16 protein-coding genes and 1 riboswitch are annotated in these 17,101 nt (G+C 44.2%); of the genes, 7 read left to right on the forward strand and 9 right to left on the reverse strand.

Features of this window, described 5'->3' with window-relative positions:
- Nucleotides 1-35 precede the first annotated feature (35 nt).
- Together B1s21160_RS02590 and B1s21160_RS02595 are read left to right on the forward strand one after the other, a co-directional pair.
- Nucleotides 36-2,216, forward strand: a complete 2,181-nt coding sequence (locus tag B1s21160_RS02590; RefSeq protein ID WP_095672303.1) for an MMPL family transporter — start codon at nt 36-38, stop codon at nt 2,214-2,216.
- Nucleotides 2,217-2,228: 12 nt separating this feature from the next.
- Nucleotides 2,229-3,239 (forward strand): Gfo/Idh/MocA family oxidoreductase, encoded by a 1,011-nt coding sequence (locus B1s21160_RS02595; protein ID WP_095672304.1) that lies wholly within the window; start codon nt 2,229-2,231, stop codon nt 3,237-3,239.
- Nucleotides 3,240-3,243: 4 nt separating this feature from the next.
- Here the strand turns inward: B1s21160_RS02595 and B1s21160_RS02600 are convergent, their stop codons facing one another.
- From B1s21160_RS02600 to B1s21160_RS02615, 4 genes are read right to left on the reverse strand one after another with little or no spacing between them, the layout of a single operon-like run.
- Complete coding sequence (locus B1s21160_RS02600; protein WP_095672305.1) at nt 3,244-4,131, reverse strand: TIGR01777 family oxidoreductase; 888 nt, start codon at nt 4,129-4,131, stop codon at nt 3,244-3,246.
- Between the two features lies 1 nt (nt 4,132).
- The gene (gene sucB / locus B1s21160_RS02605; protein ID WP_095672306.1) at nt 4,133-5,491 is read right to left on the reverse strand and encodes a 2-oxoglutarate dehydrogenase, E2 component, dihydrolipoamide succinyltransferase; all 1,359 of its coding nucleotides are present in this window, start codon (nt 5,489-5,491) and stop codon (nt 4,133-4,135) included.
- 13 nt (nt 5,492-5,504) lie between these two features.
- Nucleotides 5,505-6,872 carry a dihydrolipoyl dehydrogenase gene (gene lpdA / locus B1s21160_RS02610; protein WP_095672307.1) on the reverse strand — a complete coding sequence of 456 codons (1,368 nt, stop codon included), beginning with the start codon at nt 6,870-6,872 and terminating at the stop codon, nt 5,505-5,507.
- Between the two features lie 57 nt (nt 6,873-6,929).
- Entirely contained in the window at nt 6,930-8,411 is a 1,482-nt protein-coding gene (locus B1s21160_RS02615) for a leucyl aminopeptidase (protein WP_095672308.1), read from the reverse strand.
- A gap of 136 nt (nt 8,412-8,547) precedes the next feature.
- On the opposite strand from B1s21160_RS02615, the gene gcvT reads away from it, so the two are divergent.
- Nucleotides 8,548-9,636, forward strand: coding sequence for a glycine cleavage system aminomethyltransferase GcvT (gcvT, locus tag B1s21160_RS02620; RefSeq protein ID WP_095672309.1), 1,089 nt, complete (start codon nt 8,548-8,550; stop codon nt 9,634-9,636).
- 7 nt (nt 9,637-9,643) lie between these two features.
- On the opposite strand, the gene B1s21160_RS06350 is transcribed toward gcvT, so the two are convergent.
- Nucleotides 9,644-9,814 (reverse strand): hypothetical protein, encoded by a 171-nt coding sequence (locus tag B1s21160_RS06350; RefSeq protein WP_190276967.1) that lies wholly within the window; start codon nt 9,812-9,814, stop codon nt 9,644-9,646.
- Nucleotides 9,815-9,822: 8 nt separating this feature from the next.
- The gene (locus B1s21160_RS02625; RefSeq protein WP_095672310.1) at nt 9,823-10,350 is read right to left on the reverse strand and encodes a hypothetical protein; all 528 of its coding nucleotides are present in this window, start codon (nt 10,348-10,350) and stop codon (nt 9,823-9,825) included.
- 52 nt (nt 10,351-10,402) lie between these two features.
- A riboswitch (adenosylcobalamin (AdoCbl) riboswitch) is annotated at nt 10,403-10,549 on the reverse strand.
- Nucleotides 10,550-10,641: 92 nt separating this feature from the next.
- Between B1s21160_RS02625 and B1s21160_RS02630 the strand changes: the two genes are divergently transcribed.
- A complete protein-coding gene (locus B1s21160_RS02630; RefSeq protein ID WP_095672311.1) occupies nt 10,642-11,643 on the forward strand; it encodes an aldo/keto reductase family protein in 1,002 nt (333 codons plus the stop codon).
- Nucleotides 11,644-11,717: 74 nt separating this feature from the next.
- Nucleotides 11,718-12,857 (forward strand): sialidase family protein, encoded by a 1,140-nt coding sequence (locus B1s21160_RS02635; RefSeq protein WP_095672312.1) that lies wholly within the window; start codon nt 11,718-11,720, stop codon nt 12,855-12,857.
- On the opposite strand, the gene B1s21160_RS02640 is transcribed toward B1s21160_RS02635, so the two are convergent.
- Nucleotides 12,850-13,383, reverse strand: a complete 534-nt coding sequence (locus B1s21160_RS02640) for a DUF3043 domain-containing protein (RefSeq protein WP_095672313.1) — start codon at nt 13,381-13,383, stop codon at nt 12,850-12,852. The two genes, B1s21160_RS02635 and B1s21160_RS02640, sit on opposite strands and share 8 nt — an antisense overlap.
- Before the next feature lie 4 nt (nt 13,384-13,387).
- Entirely contained in the window at nt 13,388-14,530 is a 1,143-nt protein-coding gene (nadA, locus tag B1s21160_RS02645) for a quinolinate synthase NadA (RefSeq protein WP_095672314.1), read from the reverse strand.
- 89 nt (nt 14,531-14,619) lie between these two features.
- On the opposite strand from nadA, the gene B1s21160_RS02650 reads away from it, so the two are divergent.
- Nucleotides 14,620-14,991 carry a HesB/IscA family protein gene (locus B1s21160_RS02650; RefSeq protein ID WP_223297981.1) on the forward strand — a complete coding sequence of 124 codons (372 nt, stop codon included), beginning with the start codon at nt 14,620-14,622 and terminating at the stop codon, nt 14,989-14,991.
- Nucleotides 14,992-15,005: 14 nt separating this feature from the next.
- Nucleotides 15,006-15,995 carry a carbohydrate kinase family protein gene (locus tag B1s21160_RS02655; protein WP_095672316.1) on the forward strand — a complete coding sequence of 330 codons (990 nt, stop codon included), beginning with the start codon at nt 15,006-15,008 and terminating at the stop codon, nt 15,993-15,995.
- Between the two features lie 2 nt (nt 15,996-15,997).
- On the opposite strand, the gene B1s21160_RS02660 is transcribed toward B1s21160_RS02655, so the two are convergent.
- A complete protein-coding gene (locus tag B1s21160_RS02660) occupies nt 15,998-17,047 on the reverse strand; it encodes an aminotransferase class V-fold PLP-dependent enzyme (protein ID WP_223297982.1) in 1,050 nt (349 codons plus the stop codon).
- Nucleotides 17,048-17,101: the final 54 nt, after the last annotated feature.

A 17,101-nucleotide genomic window follows, 5' to 3' on the forward strand; every position in this document is an offset into this window, starting at 1 on the left:
CCACCTTGTAACTGGATTGAAAGGCTGTTTTTATCATGTCCGCTAAAAGCAAATCATCAAGTGCTGTAATGGGTCGCAAGCCGTTGTGGATTGCAATTGTGGCAATTATCGCCTGGCTTGGCATAACCTCAATCGCAGGGCCTACTTTTGGCAAGCTTTCAACGGTGCAAGAAAATGATAACGCCGCCTTTTTACCAGATAACGCTGAATCAACTCTTGCCAGCAAGGTGACGCTTAAGTTTTCAGATAGCTCTAACGATCAAATCCCAACCCTCTTGGTTTTCTTAGGTGATGTTGATCCAAAAAATAATCCAGCCAAAATGGCGGCGATCCAAAAGTACTTAGATGGCTTGGGCGATGAGATTCTGCCCGAATCTGGTAAACCAATGAGTACATATTTTGTACCAGGATTTCCCATCCAGGCCTTTCCATCTGAGGATGGCAAGGCGGCCCTAGTAAATATTGCTCTGAGCTCAGATGTTGCGCAGGATCGAATTGAAGAAAAACCAGCGCTGACATTGATAGTTGATTTCTTGCGTGAAGATTTAAAGAAGAATTTTGAGTCCCAAGCGTTGACCACACATGTAACCGGCTTTGGTGGAATCTTTGCAGATCTATTTGGCGCATTTGGTTCGATTGACTCAACATTACTCACGACCACATTATTAGTTGTTTCACTCATTTTAATTGTTGTTTACAGATCTCCACTGCTTTGGATATTGCCGCTTTTCACCGCTGTTACTGCTTTGTCCCTTGCCGGCACAGTTGTTTACTACCTAGCAAAGGCTGGCACAATCGATTTGAATGGTCAGTCGCAGGGAATTCTCTCGGTGTTGGTGCTGGGCGCTGCAACTGATTACGCACTCTTATTAATTGCCCGTTACCGGGAGGAGTTACATCATCACGAGTCCCGATTTGAATCGATGCGGATTGCATTAAGGGGAGTAGTTGAGCCAATTATTGCCTCTGGCTCTACCGTAATTGCTGGCTTATTGGTCTTACTGCTCAGTCAATTATCTGGTAACCGCGGACTTGGGCCAGTTGGTGCGATTGGAATTGCATCGGCAATGGTCACAGTATTAACACTGCTTCCAGCATTATTAGTTGTATTTGGTAGATGGATATTTTGGCCAAAGGTTCCAAAATTTGATGATGTTGATGAGCAGTTAAGTGGAACTTGGGCGAAGATTGGTGCAGCTGTGGAAAAGAATCCAAAGCGAATTTGGATATCAACTGCGGTAATTTTGACCATCTTTGCTGGTTTTTCATTCACCTTAAAAGCTGATGGCTTAGCAAATACTGAAGCATTTACCGCCCGAACTGATTCAGTGATTGGCTTAGAGGAGTTGGGTAAGCATTTTCCAAGCGGTGAAGGCTCACCAGTTGAAATAGTTATTAAAGAGAATGATCTTGTTGCCGTCACTAATGCGCTTGGTGGTATCGCAAATGTAGCGTTTGTTGAGCCAGTGGTTGATGGTCAAAAAATACCAGGAGCACCAACTCCACCAATTAAAGTAGTAGAGGGCAAAGTCTTGTTAAATGCCACTCTTAAAGTGGCGCCAGACTCAGTTGAGGCTCGTAACACCATTCCAACAATTCGTGAAGCGGTGCACAAGATTGATAACGAAATTCTGGTAGGTGGCGGTACTGCAGTTCAATATGACACCGATGTAGCCTCACGTGCTGATAATCGATTGATTATTCCAATTGTGCTATTAATTATCGGTTTAATTCTAGGTTTATTGCTTCGCAGTATTGCAGCAGCTGCATTGCTGCTACTTACTGTGGTTTTATCCTTCATGGCCACATTAGGAGTTTGCCAATTGGTTTTTGAACATGTATTTGGTTTTGCTGGCGCGGATGCCTCATTCCCACTATTCGCTTTTATTTTCTTAGTGGCATTGGGAATTGATTACAACATATTCTTGATGACAAGAGTGCGGGAAGAGGCGCTAAAGATTGGTACCCGTAAAGGTGTAATTAAGGGCTTAACGGTTACTGGCGGTGTTATTACCTCAGCCGGAATTGTTTTAGCCGCAACCTTTGCGGTGTTAGGTGTTCTGCCTTTAGTGTTTTTAGCAGAGCTTGGCTTTGCAGTTGCCTTTGGAGTTTTACTTGACACCGTAATTGTTCGCTCCTTACTTGTGCCAGCACTTGTGCATGTAATTGGGCCAAAAATTTGGTGGCCCTCAAAGTTGCAACATGAAAAGGTGTAGTACCCTTTCAGAATGTCACCTCGCGTAGGTATCGCAGGGTTTGGTCTCGCCGGTCGTTACTTTCACGCACCGCTGCTAATAGGCGCAGGCTTTGAAATCGCTGCGATCCTTACAAAAAATCCAGAGCGCATAAAAAATGCGGCTATTGATTTTCCAGCTGCAAAAATTGTCGCAAGTATTGATCAGTTACTTAGTGATAATCTAGATTTATTTGTAGTTGCATCAACTAATGATTCTCATGCCGCCTTGGCGATTGCGGCTTTAAATGCAGGAGTACCGGTGGTGGTTGATAAGCCAATGGGGCGGACATTAAAAGAGACACAAGAGATTATTGATGTATCAAAACAAACCAAAGTAGCAGTAACAACCTACTTTAATCGCAAGTGGGATAGCGATAGCTTGACTATCAAACAGATAATCAGCGAAGGAGTACTGGGAAATATTTTCAGGTTGGATTCAAGGTTTGAGCGGTTTAATCCAAAGTTAAAAGAAGATTCCTGGCGTGAAAAACAATCAGCGGCGCAAGGGGGAGGCAACTTACTTGATTTACAACCACACCTTGTTTCAACAGCATTGGATTGGTTTGGGCCTGCAAAATTAGTAACCTCATCAGTTAGATCAATTCGAGGCGCAGCAGATGATGACATAACTTTGGTGCTTAAACACGATAGTGGTGTTGATTCTTATTTGTCTGCAAGTGCAATCATTGGTGGTGGTGGACCAAGAATTAGATTAAGTGGTGACAACGGAACACTTTTGATTCAAGATTTAGATCCACAAGAGATGTTGCTTAAAAGTGGGGCTAAGCCAGTGGATGGTAAGTGGGGGCAAAGCACAAAGAGCAAAGCATTTATTCACCGCGGTGATGAGATTACTGAGTATGGCGGTGTTGATGGGAATTACACCGAGTTTTACACTCAAGTAAGGCTGGCTTTGCAAGGTGGCAAATGGCCGGTCAGTACCGATGAGGCATTGGCAGTGGCAACAATTATTGATCAAGCCAGAGAAGTGTCCTTTAGATAAAAAATTACTCCACTAATGCGGTAAGAGCGTTTGAAACAAAGGGATAATCAAATTCAAAACCATTATCAAGTAAAACTTTCGGCAAAATCTTCTTAGAACCTAAAATCTCTGATGAAAAGCCGCCCAGGGATGCGCGTAGCGCAAATGCAGGTGCTGGGAAGAAAGCAGGTCTTTTTAGTGCATGGGCAAGTGCGGCAGTGAACTCCTTATTTGTCACCGGATTTGGTGTGGCAATATTTACCGCGCCCTCAATTTGTGAGTTCATCAAAAAAATCATTGCTCTAATCTGATCATGTAAGGTAATCCAAGACCACCATTGCTTACCGGAACCCAACTTTCCACCAAGTCCAAATTTGAATAATGGAATCATTCGTCCCAATGCACCTCCAGTTGGATCCAATACCAAACCAGTTCGCAGTTTTATAGTTCTAACACTTGGTGCCAAATTTGCTACCGCCTCCCACTCTCGGCAAACGATGGATAGAAAATCATCCCCACCCCGGTCTACCTCAGCAACTTCACGATTGCCAGTCTCACCGTAATATCCAATCGCACTGGCGGAGATAAAAACTTCTGGCTGCAACTGTTCACAAGCATTTGCAATTGTGGTGGTGCCTAACAGCCTTGAGTTAAGAATCTCGGATCTGTAAGCAGCTGTCCACCGCTTATCACCAACCCCGGCACCAGCTAAATGAAATACCGCATCAACATCCTCGAGAGATTTAAGATCAATCTCACCCTTGATTGGATCCCAGCTGACCTCATCAGCAGAACGGGGTGGTCTTCTGACTAGTTTTAAAACTTGATAACCATCACTTCGAAGTTGTGCGACTAACGCAGTACCAATTAATCCAGTTGATCCAGTGACAGCTACTTTTTTAATTCTTGGCAATTTATAAACCTAGATCAGATTCGAAACGGCCCTCTTCTAATCTTTCTTTTAAGGTGACTAAAAAGCGTGCCGCATCTGCGCCATCAACTACCCGGTGATCATAAGAAAGGGCTAGATACACCATGGAGCGGATTGCCATAGTCTCACCACCATCAGCACCCTTCACCACCATTGGCCGCTTAACAACTGCGCCAAGACCAAGTATTGCTACCTGTGGTTGATTAATAATTGGGGTATCAAATAAAGCGCCTCTGGAGCCAGTATTTGTCAGGGTGAATGTGCCACCACCTAACTCATCTGGAGTTATTTTGTTCTCTCTGGTGCGAGCTGCAACATCTGAAATTTTTCTGGCAATTCCACCCATGTTTAAATCACCAGCATCTTTTACAACTGGCACTAATAATCCACGTTCAGTATCGACTGCTACCCCAAGGTGTTCAGCTGCGTGATAGGTAATTTGATCACCTTCAACTGAGGAGTTTAAAACAGGGTGTTGTTTTAGTGCTTCACATACTGCAACTGCAAAAAATGGCAGAAATGTTAATTTCACTCCTTCACGCGCTTCAAATGATGCTTTAGCTGCATTACGCAGGCGATCTATTTTGGTGACATCAACCTCAACTACTGTGGTTAATTGCGCAGAGATCTTTAAAGATTCAACCATTCGATCCGCAATTACTTTGCGTAACCTCGACATGGTTACGGTTGTGCCTCGAAGTGGTGATGCTGAAACTGCAGTAGTAGCCACTGGCTTGCTACCAGACATTGCTACCGCAGTTGGGGCAGTAGCAGCAGCTGGCACCGCTGCCAAAATATCTTCTTTGCGAATTCGCCCGCCAACACCAGTGCCATTAATTGTTGCAAGATTAACCCCTGCTTCAGTGGCAAGTTTTCTAACAATCGGAGTTACGTAAGCATCATCTGCTCTAATTGCAGTGGAAATTGCACTCATTGTTTTTGCAGCAACTGGTGCCGGGGTGAAAGTTTGAATTGGCGCAGGTGCAACTGGTGCGGGTGGTGGTGGCGGTGCTTGCACAACAACTGGTGGCGCTGGCGGAGGAGGTGGAGGAGGTGGTGTAACTGGCGCAGTCGCTGTAGGTGTAGCAGCCTTAGCTGCTGCCCCTGACTCTTGGATAACTGCAAGTTGTGTGCCAACAGCAACAGTTGAATCTACCTGCACAATTATTTTTTCTAATACACCAGCAACTGGTGATGGAATTTCTGTATCTACCTTGTCAGTTGAAACTTCAAGTAATGGCTCATCAACTGCAATTCGATCGCCCTCTTTTTTAAGCCAACGAGTAACTGTTCCTTCGGTTACTGATTCACCAAGTGCTGGCATGGTCACTGAAAATGACATTTAAATAAATCTCCTAACCATGAGCATGAAGTGGCTTACCCGCCAGGGCTAAGTGTGCCTCACCCATCGCCTCAGACAAGGTTGGATGAGCATGAATGTGTTGGGCAACATCAGTTGCATCTGCTTCCCAGTTGAAAATTAACTGCGCCTCTGCCAAAAGTTCACCTACGCGAGAGCCAACCATATGTATTCCCAAAATTGGTCCATTCTTCTTAGCAACTAACTTTACTGATCCTGCAGTCTTTAAAATATTTGCCTTGCCATTTCCAGCCAAATCATAATTTAACTCCACTACCTCATGGCCAGCAGCTTTTGCCGCTGCGGTGGTAATACCAACTGAGGCTACCTCAGGTTCGGAGTAGGTAACACGGGGAACACCATCATAATTTATCGCTCTGGGGTTAAGTCCTGCTATTTCTTCAGCAACCATAATTCCTTCTGCAAAACCAACATGGGCTAATTGCAGGGTTGGAATTAAGTCTCCCACCGCCCAAATACCAGCTACGTTGGTACGGCATTTGTCGTCAACTAAAACATAGCCTCGATCCATTTTAATTCCAGCCTCTTCATACCCAAGGCCGGTGGAGACTGGTCCACGTCCAACCGCAACTAGCAGGATTTCAGCTGAAAACTCCTTGCCATCTTCTAGCGTGACTCTAACCTCTTTCTTCTTAAGCTCTGCAGATTTAAATTTCACACCTAACCCAAAATTTATTCCGCGCTTTCTAAATGCTCGCTCTAATAATTTACTTGAGGATTCATCCTCAAGTGCCACTAGATGTGGTAAGCCCTCAATGATTGTTACCTCAGAACCAAATGATTTCCAGACCGATGCAAACTCACAGCCAATCACACCACCACCTAAGACAATTACCGACTTTGGCACATAATCAAGTTTTATTGCCTGCTCGCTGGTAATTACTTGCTTACCATCGATTGCAAGGCCAGGAAGAGTTTTTGGATAGGAGCCAGTTGCCAAAATAATATTTTTGCCAGTGTATTTTTCACCATTTACTTCCACTGTATTTTTTGAAATTAATTTACCAGCACCCTGCACATATGTAACATTTCTAGATTTAACCAGACCTTCTAATCCTTTATGTAATTTTGAAACCACGCCATCTTTATAAGAGTTAACCGCATCCATATCCATCGAGTGAAAATCTGCTTTCACCCCAAAATCACCAGCATGGCGGGTGTTATCTGCTATTTCACCAGCATGTAGCAGTGCTTTGGTGGGGATGCACCCTTTATGTAGGCAGGTGCCGCCAAGTTTGTCTTTTTCAATTAAAACCACTTTTTGACCTAATTGGGATGCTCTTAACGCTGCTGCGTAACCGCCACTGCCGCCACCGAGAATTACCAGATCAAAATCGGCCATGAGGTAATCCTGCCACGAAATTAGGCTTTGCTAGAACTGTGTGATTCATCGCCACTTTCAGTGTGATGAAGCCAACTCAGCGAGGCAAATTAATGAGCGCAACGCAACTCCGGTGCCACCAACTGGTGTGTAGCCAAATGCCGTTTTTTCATTGTATGCCGGAAAGGCAATATCTAAATGCAGCCAAGGAGTTTGTGGATCTATAAACTCTTTTAGAAATAATCCAGCAACTAACATGCCACCCATACGATCGCCAATATTTGCAAGATCTGCAATTGGTGAGTCAAGTGATGCTCGCAGCTCCTCCGGTAATGGCATGGGCCAAAATGCTTCACCAGAGATCTCAGTTGCCCTTAAAAATTGATTACTAAACTCCTCATTATTTGTCATGACCGCCGAGGTTCTACTGCCAAGTGCCACACCTTGCGCACCGGTTAAAGTGGCAACATCAATAATTCCATCCAAGCCGCCAGCCTTTTTGCCAACCTCAGCCGCTTTGACCAAGGCATCTGCAAGTACCAGTCTTCCTTCAGCATCTGGATTTAATACCTCAACAGTTTTGCCACCATAAATACTGATTACATCACTTGGTCTAGTTGCAGTGTCACTGACCATATTCTCTGCAAGCGGTGCCCAGCCATCTACGGCAATTGGAAGTTTTAATTGTGCGATGGCAAATATTGCTGCGATTACCGCAGCTGCACCTGACATATCAGATTTCATTGCTTCCATACCGGCCGCAGGTTTTAATGCCAAGCCACCAGTGTCAAAAGTAATTCCCTTGCCCACAAATGCGTATCGCTTTTTGGCTTTACTTGGTGAGTAGGTAACATGTAAAAGTCGTGGCGGATTTGCCGAGCCTTGGCCAACACCAATAATTCCACCATAGCCACCTTTTTTTAGCGCAGCTTCATTTAATATCTCCGCCTTTACGCCATATTTACCAGCAAGTTTTTTCATACGCTGGGAGAAAGAATCTGGGGTTAAATGACTTGGTGGTGTGTTAATTAGATCTCGAACTAAGAAGGTCTGTTCGGCAATGATCTCCGCTCGTTTTGCTGCCGTTTTTGCTTGTGCAGTATCGGAGAACTTTGAAAGGATATTTACTAAACCAAGTGGACTCTTCTGCTCTCCTTTGCTGCTACCTAGAAATTCGGTAAAAGTATAGGAACCAAGTGCGGCACCCTCTGCTATCGCCGATAATTCAACAACAGATTTATGCGGCAGTGCAAAGGTGGCGGACTTGTTTCCGGATAATGCCCTGGCAGCCGCACCAGCTGCCCGGCGCAGAGTTTCAGGTGAAAAGTTAGAATCAGATTGGCCAAGGCCTGTAAATACAATTAATTTGTTGCTCTTGCTTGGCAATTTAATTACCTCATCAGCCTTACCAGTTGCTCCCATTGTTTCTAGGGTCACCAGCAAAGTGGTGGTATCAATTTGGGAGTGGCTAGATAAGATTTGCAGTCGCTTATTTACAGTTACTAATCCAACTACTAGCAAATCATTATCTGCTTTGGTGGTTAATTTAACCTTTACCATTTCACTCCTGTAATTATGGGGATCTAAAGTTTGCTGCTGATTATGGGGTAAGCCTAAGGGATACTTTTAAAAGTTGATAATTACAACAAATATCAGCCTTCCAGCATCTTTATTCAGGGGAGTGTAGGTTTAGTCAATGAACAATTCACCACTAGCAGCGCGACATACGCAGGCATCTGCAAAAATGGCAGATTTTGGCGGCTGGTTGATGCCAATTGAGTATGCAGCAACTGGCGTAATTGCGGAGTATCAAGCGGTTCGAAATAATGTTGGATTATTTGATGTCTCGCACCTGGGAAAGATCTCAGTGATCGGTGTTGGCGCAGTTGAATATTTGAACCAAATGGTCAGTAATGATTTAGCAAAAATTCAAGCAGGTCAGGCTCAGTACACACTGCTTTGTAATGAGGATGGTGGAGTAGTCGATGATCTCATTGTTTATCGAAACTCAGATGCTGATCTTTTCTTGATTCCTAACGCTGCAAATACAAGTTCAGTCTTTGAGATTCTAAAGGCGCAGGCACCTGCTGCGATTGAGGTAAAGAATTTGCATCGGCAGTATGGGGTAATTGCGTTACAAGGGCCAAACTCGGTAGCGGCGCTAAAGGAGATTGGTATCGAAAGCAATATGGATTACATGCAGTTTGTAAATACTTCAATTGATAATTGCCCAGTTATTTTATGTAGAACTGGATACACCGGAGAGTTAGGCTTTGAAATTATTCCAGCTTGGCAGGATGCGCAAAAGGTTTGGGATAAATTGATCGCAGTTGTTGAAAAGTTAAATGGTTGTGCATGTGGATTAGGCGCAAGAGATGTTCTGCGTACTGAGATGGGATATCCGCTACACGGCCATGAACTCTCACTACAGATTTCACCGGTGCAGGCGGGTGCTAGCTGGGCGGTGGGTTGGAGCAAACCAACATTTAGGGGCAAAAGAGTTCTAACTGAGCAAAAGGAACAGGGAAGTAAATTGAAATTAAAGGCGATCTTGGCGAAGGATCGTGGCATCCCGCGTAAAGAGATGCAGGTGAAGGATCAATCTGGAAAGGTAATTGGTGTAGTTACAAGTGGAACCTTCTCGCCCGCACTAAAGAAGGGAATTGGCCTGGCGTTAATTAACTCCGAGGTCAGTAAGGGCGATCAAGTCCTAATCGATATTCGTGGCGCAGATTCACCCTTTGTGGTGGTCTCACTACCGTTTGTGGAATCTAAGGTTCGTTAACTAAAGCTTAGTAATGTCCACCCCAGTAGCGCCAGGCATAAGCTGCAATTTCAGTTCCCACGAAAAGAATTGAAAAATGAAGTGCAACTGCCAGGAATTTAGAGAGCAGCGATTTAACTTTCGAGGTAGTACTTACCTCAACAATAATCGGTGCGTTCGCAACTGTGTTAGTGAACATAAATTCCCCTACTCCGGAAACTTAACATTACCATTATCAGCAAAGACAAAGGCAAGTGAATCACCAGGCTTTAATGCCAGATCTGCAACGCCAACTTGAGCCCACGCCCACTTCGCATTTAAATCAGCTGGATTTGGTACCGGCTGCTTACGTTTTTCCAGCACCGCCCAGTAGGCAAACTCAGCTGGCATATCCTTACAGGTTTCAATGTAATCCTCATGGCCCTTAATGCCGATTGGCTCATTTGGCTTAGGTAAATTATTAATTCGACAAACTATATTGTTGCCGTATTTATCAGTTCCCTCTAATTTGAAGTTGGCGCTGTTCATTAAATCCAGCGCAGTTACCGCACCATCTGCAGTAAGGCACTTCTCATAAGGCGCACTTTGTGGATCTAAAACTCCGTAATCAATAAGTACTGTGACGCAGTTTTTGTTTGATTGCGCTGAGTAGAAGGAGATGCCCCCAATAATCAGGGCTGCTACCAGTGTTGCCGGAAGAAACTTCTTCCCATTATTTACGATGTTACTTAACATGTGTTGCCTCTCAAGTAGAGAGTTTCACGTAAGCGAAAAAACTCAACTAGGTGAGATTTCCCGCCCCGCAATCCTCGACGGGTGGTTAATAAATCAAATGTGTTGGGTAATCCGACTTGAAATACTAGATTTCTCACGGTTGCGGGACAGCGTCGGAGTTGCACCGACTTCCCCCAGTCACACTTTTTAAACTTCAATATTAAGTTGTAGGCGGATTCTGCTTACTTTTCTTTATTTGCGCAACTCACCACGCCAATTGCCGAAGTTGGCTGGGGCGGTTAAGGTTGGTAAATGGAGTACAGGCGCCTTGGCAGTACTGGAATGTATGTTTCAGAGATTACTTATGGAAACTGGATAACCCACGGCTCACAAGTTGAGGCTGAAGCTGCCAATAAATGCGTCAGGGCTGCTCTTGAGCTAGGCATTACTACCTTAGACACCGCCGATGTTTATGCAGGCACCAGGGCTGAGAGTGTTTTAGGAAAAGCATTAAAAGGTGTCAAGCGTGAGTCATATGAGTTATTCACTAAAGTTTATTGGCCAACTGGTACCGGCAAGAATGATCGTGGACTTTCTCGCAAACATATTATGGAGTCTTGCAACGCATCCCTTAAGCGATTAAAAACTGATTATGTTGATCTCTATCAAGCTCATCGCTTTGATTTTGAAACTCCACTTGAGGAAACCTTAGGCGCATTTGATGACCTGATTAGAAGTGGAAAGGTTTTATACATTGGCTTCTCAGAGTGGAATGCCGAGCAAATTGCCCAAGCCTTAAAGATTCAGGATGAAAAGGGGTATTACCGATTTATCTCCAGCCAACCCCAGTACTCGATGCTTTGGCGGGTGATTGAATCCCAGGTTGTGCCACTTTCTGAAAAAGAGGGAATAGGTCAAATAGTTTGGTCTCCGATTGCTCAAGGTGTCTTAACTGGAAAGTATCTGCCAGGTAAAAAAGCACCGGCTGGATCTCGCGCAACCGATAAAAAAGGTGGTGCAAATATGATCTCTGGCTTTATGAAAGATGAGATTTTAGAGAAGGTACAAAAGTTAATTCCTATCGCAGCTAAGGTTGATTTAAGCCCAGCTCAACTGGCAATTGCTTGGGTTCTTCAAAATCCAAATGTATCTAGTGCAATTATTGGAGCAACTAAACCTTCTCAAATTAAAGAGAATGTGAAGGCATCGGGCGTTAAATTAGATAAATCCATAATGGATGAAATTGATGGCGTATTAACGGGTGTGGTTACTACTGATCCAAGTAAGACAGTTAGCCCTAAGCCAAGAGCCTAGCCAGAACCGGGAGTACCTCTGAAATTAGTGGAATCTCTCTTGTATTTGCCTTTAGTCAGGCGTAGATTGGTGGCATGCTTTTAATTAAGCGAAGTAAATGGCTAACCCTTTCGTTGGTAATTGTATTAACTTCACTCTCTGTTCCTACTGCGGCCGCTGATCCATCAGATCAATTTCCATCTGGCCCATACAACGCAACATTAATTTCAGACAAAATTCTTTATCCAAGTCTTTTTGGAGTATCAGCCGGACTTCCAGTTGCGGATGTATCGGGTGTGCAATTGAGCAACGGCACTATCAGGGCGTATGTATTTGCCCAAAATCAGGGAATTGTGATTGCAGAATCAACAGATGGAAAAATCTTTACCAAAGTGGGAAATGCATTTGGTGGTGATAAAGGTCAAGGTATGCCTCGGGTCGTCAAATTAAGTGATGGCAAATTCAGAATGTATAACATGTCTTCTGGCGGGATTTCGTGTTCAATTTCATCAGATGGTTTGAACTTTACCGTTGAGAAAGCGGATTGTATTTCAAGCTCTCCATATGCTGGAGCTTCAAATGGGCTAACTGGTGCTGGCATTGTTAAATTGGCAAATGGAACTTATCGAGCCTATTTCTCAGATATGGTTAAAGCTGGAACTGGTCCTGACCCACATCAGGTTTACTCCGCTACATCTACCGATGGCTTAACTTGGAGTGCAGATTCGGGCATACGAGTCGGCCCTGGTACAACTTCAATTACTCGAAGCGCCGAGCATCCAGCCGCAGTTGTGCATGCCGATGGTTCAGTTACTTTATTTTATTTTGATAATGAAGCGCGCCCAGGAAAAGATTCTTCTGGCAGGCAAAATATGGCAATGGGTCAAATGGGACTTTGGTATTCAACCAGTACTGACGGTGGCCTAACTTTTTCAACTGAAAATAAAATAAATTTTCCAGCGCCGTTATCTAATAGTTTTGGAAACGATCCTGATGTTTTTCTTGATAAAGATGGATCAATGATTTTATGGGCTGGCGGATTTGAAAATTCATTGGGTGGGTATATCGGAGCGGTTAAGTTAACTAAAGGCTCTGCTAGTTCGGCCGCAAGCACAGCTCCAAAACCTGCGCCTAAGAATTCAAAAAATGTAAAATTCACCTGTATAAAAGGTAAGCAGAAAGTCACTAAAACCGGGGTACCCGTTTGCCCAACTGGTTGGAAATTACTTAAGTAATTATTTTTCGATTTCGCTTTTGAATTACGGTTTGTGGCGCTGGTGCCCGTAATCTGCGTAGTTGAGTAGCCCGCATCCAGCCATACATTCCAATACCTCTGGTTGGCTCACTCGGAAACTTCTCTTTAACCATTTTCTTGATGCGTCTGGATAACAAAATTCCATCCAAGGTTATAAAAATCATGGATGAGTACATAACTGCAACCGCAGCTAGTTGAACCGCTGGAATTGGAATGATGGTCAAAATTAATACCACCATGATGATAATTAAGAAGTACTCGGTAACTGATTTTCGCTCATCAACATAATTTCTAACAAATCTTCTTGCCTCACCGCGATCTCTAATTGGCAGTGCACTTTCTTCTCCGCGCATATATGCCGCTCTTGCTTCTAGGCGACGTTGGCGGGTTTGCTCTTTTAAAACTTTTTTTGTTGCTTTACTGGCATTTGGTGAAAGTGGGGAAAGCTTTAATTTAGCTTCGCTCTCTTTACGCTTTGGTGTTGGCTTGCCTTTTTTTTCGCTCATGAGATTAAGGTAGGGCTAACATTTGGTCTAATGCAACTTTTGCATACTTTGCAATATCAGGCTTAACCTTTATCTGATTTACCAACTGCCCACCCACCAGTGATTCCATCGCCCAAACTAGATGCGGCAGATCGATTCGATTCATGGTGGAGCAGTAGCACAGGGTCTTATCTAAGAAGACCACCTCTTTATCGGGGTTCTCATTAGCCAACCTTTGCACCAGATTTAGCTCTGTTCCCACCGCCCACTTGGAGCCAGCAGCAGACTCTTTGACGGTTTTAATAATCATCTCAGTACTTCCCACCACATCAGCATTTGAAACCACATCATGCTGGCACTCAGGATGGACTAGGACCTTAACGCCGGGGATTTTTTGGCGAACATCCGCAATATTTTGCAAAGAGAAGCGACCATGGACTGAACAATGTCCTCGCCATAAGATTACTTTGGAATTTTTAATTTGATCATCGGTTAATCCACCATTTGGTTTCCATGGATTGTATAAAACACAATCTGACAGTTTTAGTCCAAGTGATAGGACCGCAGTGTTTCTTCCTAGATGTTGGTCAGGAAGAAACAGTACTTTTTCACCCTTTTCAAACGCCCATTTCATCGCCCTGGCGGCATTAGATGAGGTGCAAACCGCGCCATTATTTTTGCCAGTAAAAGCTTTGATTGCTGCGGAGGAGTTCATGTAGGTAATTGGAATTGTTTTTCCAGCGACGCCAATTTTATTTAACACCTGCCAACAATCCGCTACTTGGGAGGCGGTTGCCATATCTGCCATCGAACAACCCGCTGCCAAATCTGGCAGAATAACTTTTTGATTATCAGCGGTTAATATGTCCGCACTCTCAGCCATAAAGTGCACACCACAGAAAAATATAAACTCCGCTTGCTTGTTCTCTGCAGCCGCCTGAGCCAATTTAAATGAATCACCACGAATATCGGCAAAAGCGATTACCTCATCGCGTTGATAATGATGTCCTAACACCATCGCCTTGCTACCCAAGGCCTTCTTTGCAGCCATCGCCCGATCAACTAATGATTTGTCACTGGCAGCAGGAAGTTGCCCCTCACAGGAGACGCCCCGCTCACTATTTGGATCCGCGGCGGCTCCCAGCACCATTAATTCGGTTATTCCCATATTGATAAGTGTAAACGCTCACAGGTTTTGGAGGCGAAATTTTCTGCTAGAGCGAGTAATCTATGAGCCTAAAGAAGTATTGGAGATAGGTGAGTATGAGCACAGAGACAACAACTCCGGCAATAATTTCTACCGGCATTGGATTAACCGATGTTGCTGCCGAGAAGGTTTCATCTTTACTAAAGCAAGAGGGCAGAGATGATCTAAGTCTTAGAGTTGCAGTACAACCGGGTGGTTGTTCTGGACTTCGCTACCAACTCTACTTCGATGATCGCAGCTTGGATGGGGACACTGTTGTTGAGTTTGGTGCTGCCAAGGTGAAGGTTGTTACTGACAAGATGAGTACACCTTATTTAATGGGTGCCAAAATTGATTTTGTGGACACTATCGAAAAGCAGGGCTTTACTATCGATAATCCAAACGCTCAGGGTTCATGTGCCTGTGGCGATTCATTTAACTAAAGTTTAAATCTCTGATGAAGGTGGCGGTCGCCGGCTCAGTCGGTGGCGACCACATAATGAGTTTCGGTGGCAAGTTCACCGACTCACTAGTTGCTGGCTCGCTTTCAAAAGTTTCACTCTCATTTTTAGTAGACACCTTGCAGATCAGACGTGGTGGTTGTGGCGCCAATATTTCATTTGGAATGGGGGCGCTAGGGCTTAATCCAATATTAATTGCTGCAGTTGGAAAAGATTGGGTTGATTATCAAGCTTGGCTAAACCGACATGGCGTTGATACCTCACATGTTCTAGTCTCAAAAACCCTGCATACTGCAACATTTATGGTGACAACCGATACTGAGTTAAATCAGATTGCATCTTTCTTCCCAGGGGCAATGAGTGAGGCGAGAAATATTGAGTTAGCACCAATTATCGCTAAAACTGGAAAGTTTGATCTGCTAGTTATTTCACCAGATGATCCACAAGCAATGATGGCTTACTCCCAGATGGCTAGGGATCTGAAAATTCCAGTGGCGGCAGATCCATCACAGCAGTTAGCCCGGATGGATGGCAAAGAGATTGCCCAGTTAATCGATGGCGCAAAGTATCTATTCTTAAATGAGTACGAATTAGCACTTGCGATTCAAAAGACTGGCTGGACTGACCGACAATTATTTGATCGCGTGCAGGTGAGAGTAGTAACGCTGGGATCAAAGGGTGCGCAAATTGAAGAACATGGCAAAGAGACAATTTATGTCGGGGTACCAAAAGAGAAGGCGAAGTTAGATCCCACTGGCGTCGGTGATAATTTTCGTTCCGGTTTTATTGCTGGCCTTGCTTGGGGTTTATCTCATGAGAGGTGTGGTCAATTAGGTTCCATGCTTGCTACTTACTGTATTGAAACTACAGGAACGCAGGAGTATCACTTCACCAAGGATGAATTTTTAAGCAGATTTGAGGTTGCTTACGGCAAATCAGGTGCAGATGAGGTTAAGCCTCATCTCAATGTCAGATTAGTTGGCTAATTTCATCGAAGCTTTGCAACAGTAATTTTTAATGCCTGACAAAATTCCTTCACCATTTTCTCACTGATATCTTTATGAATAGTCAATCGTAAGTTACCGGCGATTGGCCGGCCCATGGCGGCGAGTACATGACTAGGTTGCATATCTGCAGACTTACAAGCTGAGCCCGAGTCAACTGCAAAACCTAACTCCTCCAAGGCGAGCAATGCTCGGTCTGCCTCGATACCTTTAATACTAAATGAAACAAACTTGGGCAGGCTTTCTGCAGATGATGCAATATCAACATCAGCAATCTCACTTTTGATAAATGCAATGATCTGTTGCTTCAATTGTGATCGGATATCAATTTCTTTTAAGTAATTTTCTAGAGCAACGGCGCTAGCTAGGGCCAGTGGAATTGAGAATGTGCCTGGAGTGCGGGTTAAATCATTGTGGGGAAGGGGATTGCGCCATTTTTCAGCGGACTTAATCACTAACACTCCTAAGCCTGCTGGCCCTTGCCAACTGGCACTATCAAAGAGTGCTGTTTGATATTCAAATTCTGGCAGGTGATCAACGCCGCTTGCGGTGCAATCCGCGAAGATCAGTGCTTGCTTTTTAATTACTTTTTGAAGGTTACCACTCTCACCATTAGCAACCTGCCAGCAGATCACATCTTGTGGGCCACAGGTGAAATCTGCAATCTCACCATTACCATCGACTGGTAAGCAGGTGGTTGATCTGCCTAAGTTTTGTTCAGTAGTTGCAACGGCAAAAATTTTTTGACGGTCTATTTTTGAATAATACAATTTGCTCTCAGCTTTTAATAGGCCAGTAATTCCTAATTGAAAACCAAGATCAACCTCTCCTAGAAACTCAATCTCATCTGGGCGGGCATTTAACGCGGTTGCAAAAGTTTGCCTTACCTGTTGCAGCAAAATGGCGGCTTGACGTGAGGTGTTGTTTAATTTGTTTGGATCTGCCCACCCGTTAGTAAAAAACTCAGATAATAGGGATAATGCAGCAGGGTGTAGCACTCTTTCCTGCTGAAAATCGGCTGTGATGCGAACCACCAATTACCCCTAACCTTCTGCGTACGACATAGCAATGGCAGAAGGTTATCCTTA

It is taken from the genome of Candidatus Nanopelagicus hibericus (assembly GCF_002288005.1).
Classification (GTDB): domain Bacteria; phylum Actinomycetota; class Actinomycetes; order Nanopelagicales; family Nanopelagicaceae; genus Nanopelagicus; species Nanopelagicus hibericus.

What these genes read in the sequence shown, in the direction of transcription:
- B1s21160_RS02590 (WP_095672303.1), top strand. Translation starts at nt 36, where the DNA reads ATGTCCGCTAAAAGCAAATCATCAAGTGCTGTAATGGGTCGCAAGCCG.
- B1s21160_RS02595 (WP_095672304.1), top strand. Translation starts at nt 2,229, where the DNA reads ATGTCACCTCGCGTAGGTATCGCAGGGTTTGGTCTCGCCGGTCGTTAC.
- sucB (WP_095672306.1), bottom strand. Translation starts at nt 5,491, where the DNA reads ATGTCATTTTCAGTGACCATGCCAGCACTTGGTGAATCAGTAACCGAA.
- lpdA (WP_095672307.1), bottom strand. Translation starts at nt 6,872, where the DNA reads ATGGCCGATTTTGATCTGGTAATTCTCGGTGGCGGCAGTGGCGGTTAC.
- B1s21160_RS02615 (WP_095672308.1), bottom strand. Translation starts at nt 8,411, where the DNA reads ATGGTAAAGGTTAAATTAACCACCAAAGCAGATAATGATTTGCTAGTA.
- gcvT (WP_095672309.1), top strand. Translation starts at nt 8,548, where the DNA reads ATGAACAATTCACCACTAGCAGCGCGACATACGCAGGCATCTGCAAAA.
- B1s21160_RS06350 (WP_190276967.1), bottom strand. Translation starts at nt 9,814, where the DNA reads ATGTTCACTAACACAGTTGCGAACGCACCGATTATTGTTGAGGTAAGT.
- B1s21160_RS02625 (WP_095672310.1), bottom strand. Translation starts at nt 10,350, where the DNA reads ATGTTAAGTAACATCGTAAATAATGGGAAGAAGTTTCTTCCGGCAACA.
- B1s21160_RS02630 (WP_095672311.1), top strand. Translation starts at nt 10,642, where the DNA reads ATGGAGTACAGGCGCCTTGGCAGTACTGGAATGTATGTTTCAGAGATT.
- B1s21160_RS02635 (WP_095672312.1), top strand. Translation starts at nt 11,718, where the DNA reads ATGCTTTTAATTAAGCGAAGTAAATGGCTAACCCTTTCGTTGGTAATT.
- B1s21160_RS02640 (WP_095672313.1), bottom strand. Translation starts at nt 13,383, where the DNA reads ATGAGCGAAAAAAAAGGCAAGCCAACACCAAAGCGTAAAGAGAGCGAA.
- nadA (WP_095672314.1), bottom strand. Translation starts at nt 14,530, where the DNA reads ATGGGAATAACCGAATTAATGGTGCTGGGAGCCGCCGCGGATCCAAAT.
- B1s21160_RS02655 (WP_095672316.1), top strand. Translation starts at nt 15,006, where the DNA reads ATGAAGGTGGCGGTCGCCGGCTCAGTCGGTGGCGACCACATAATGAGT.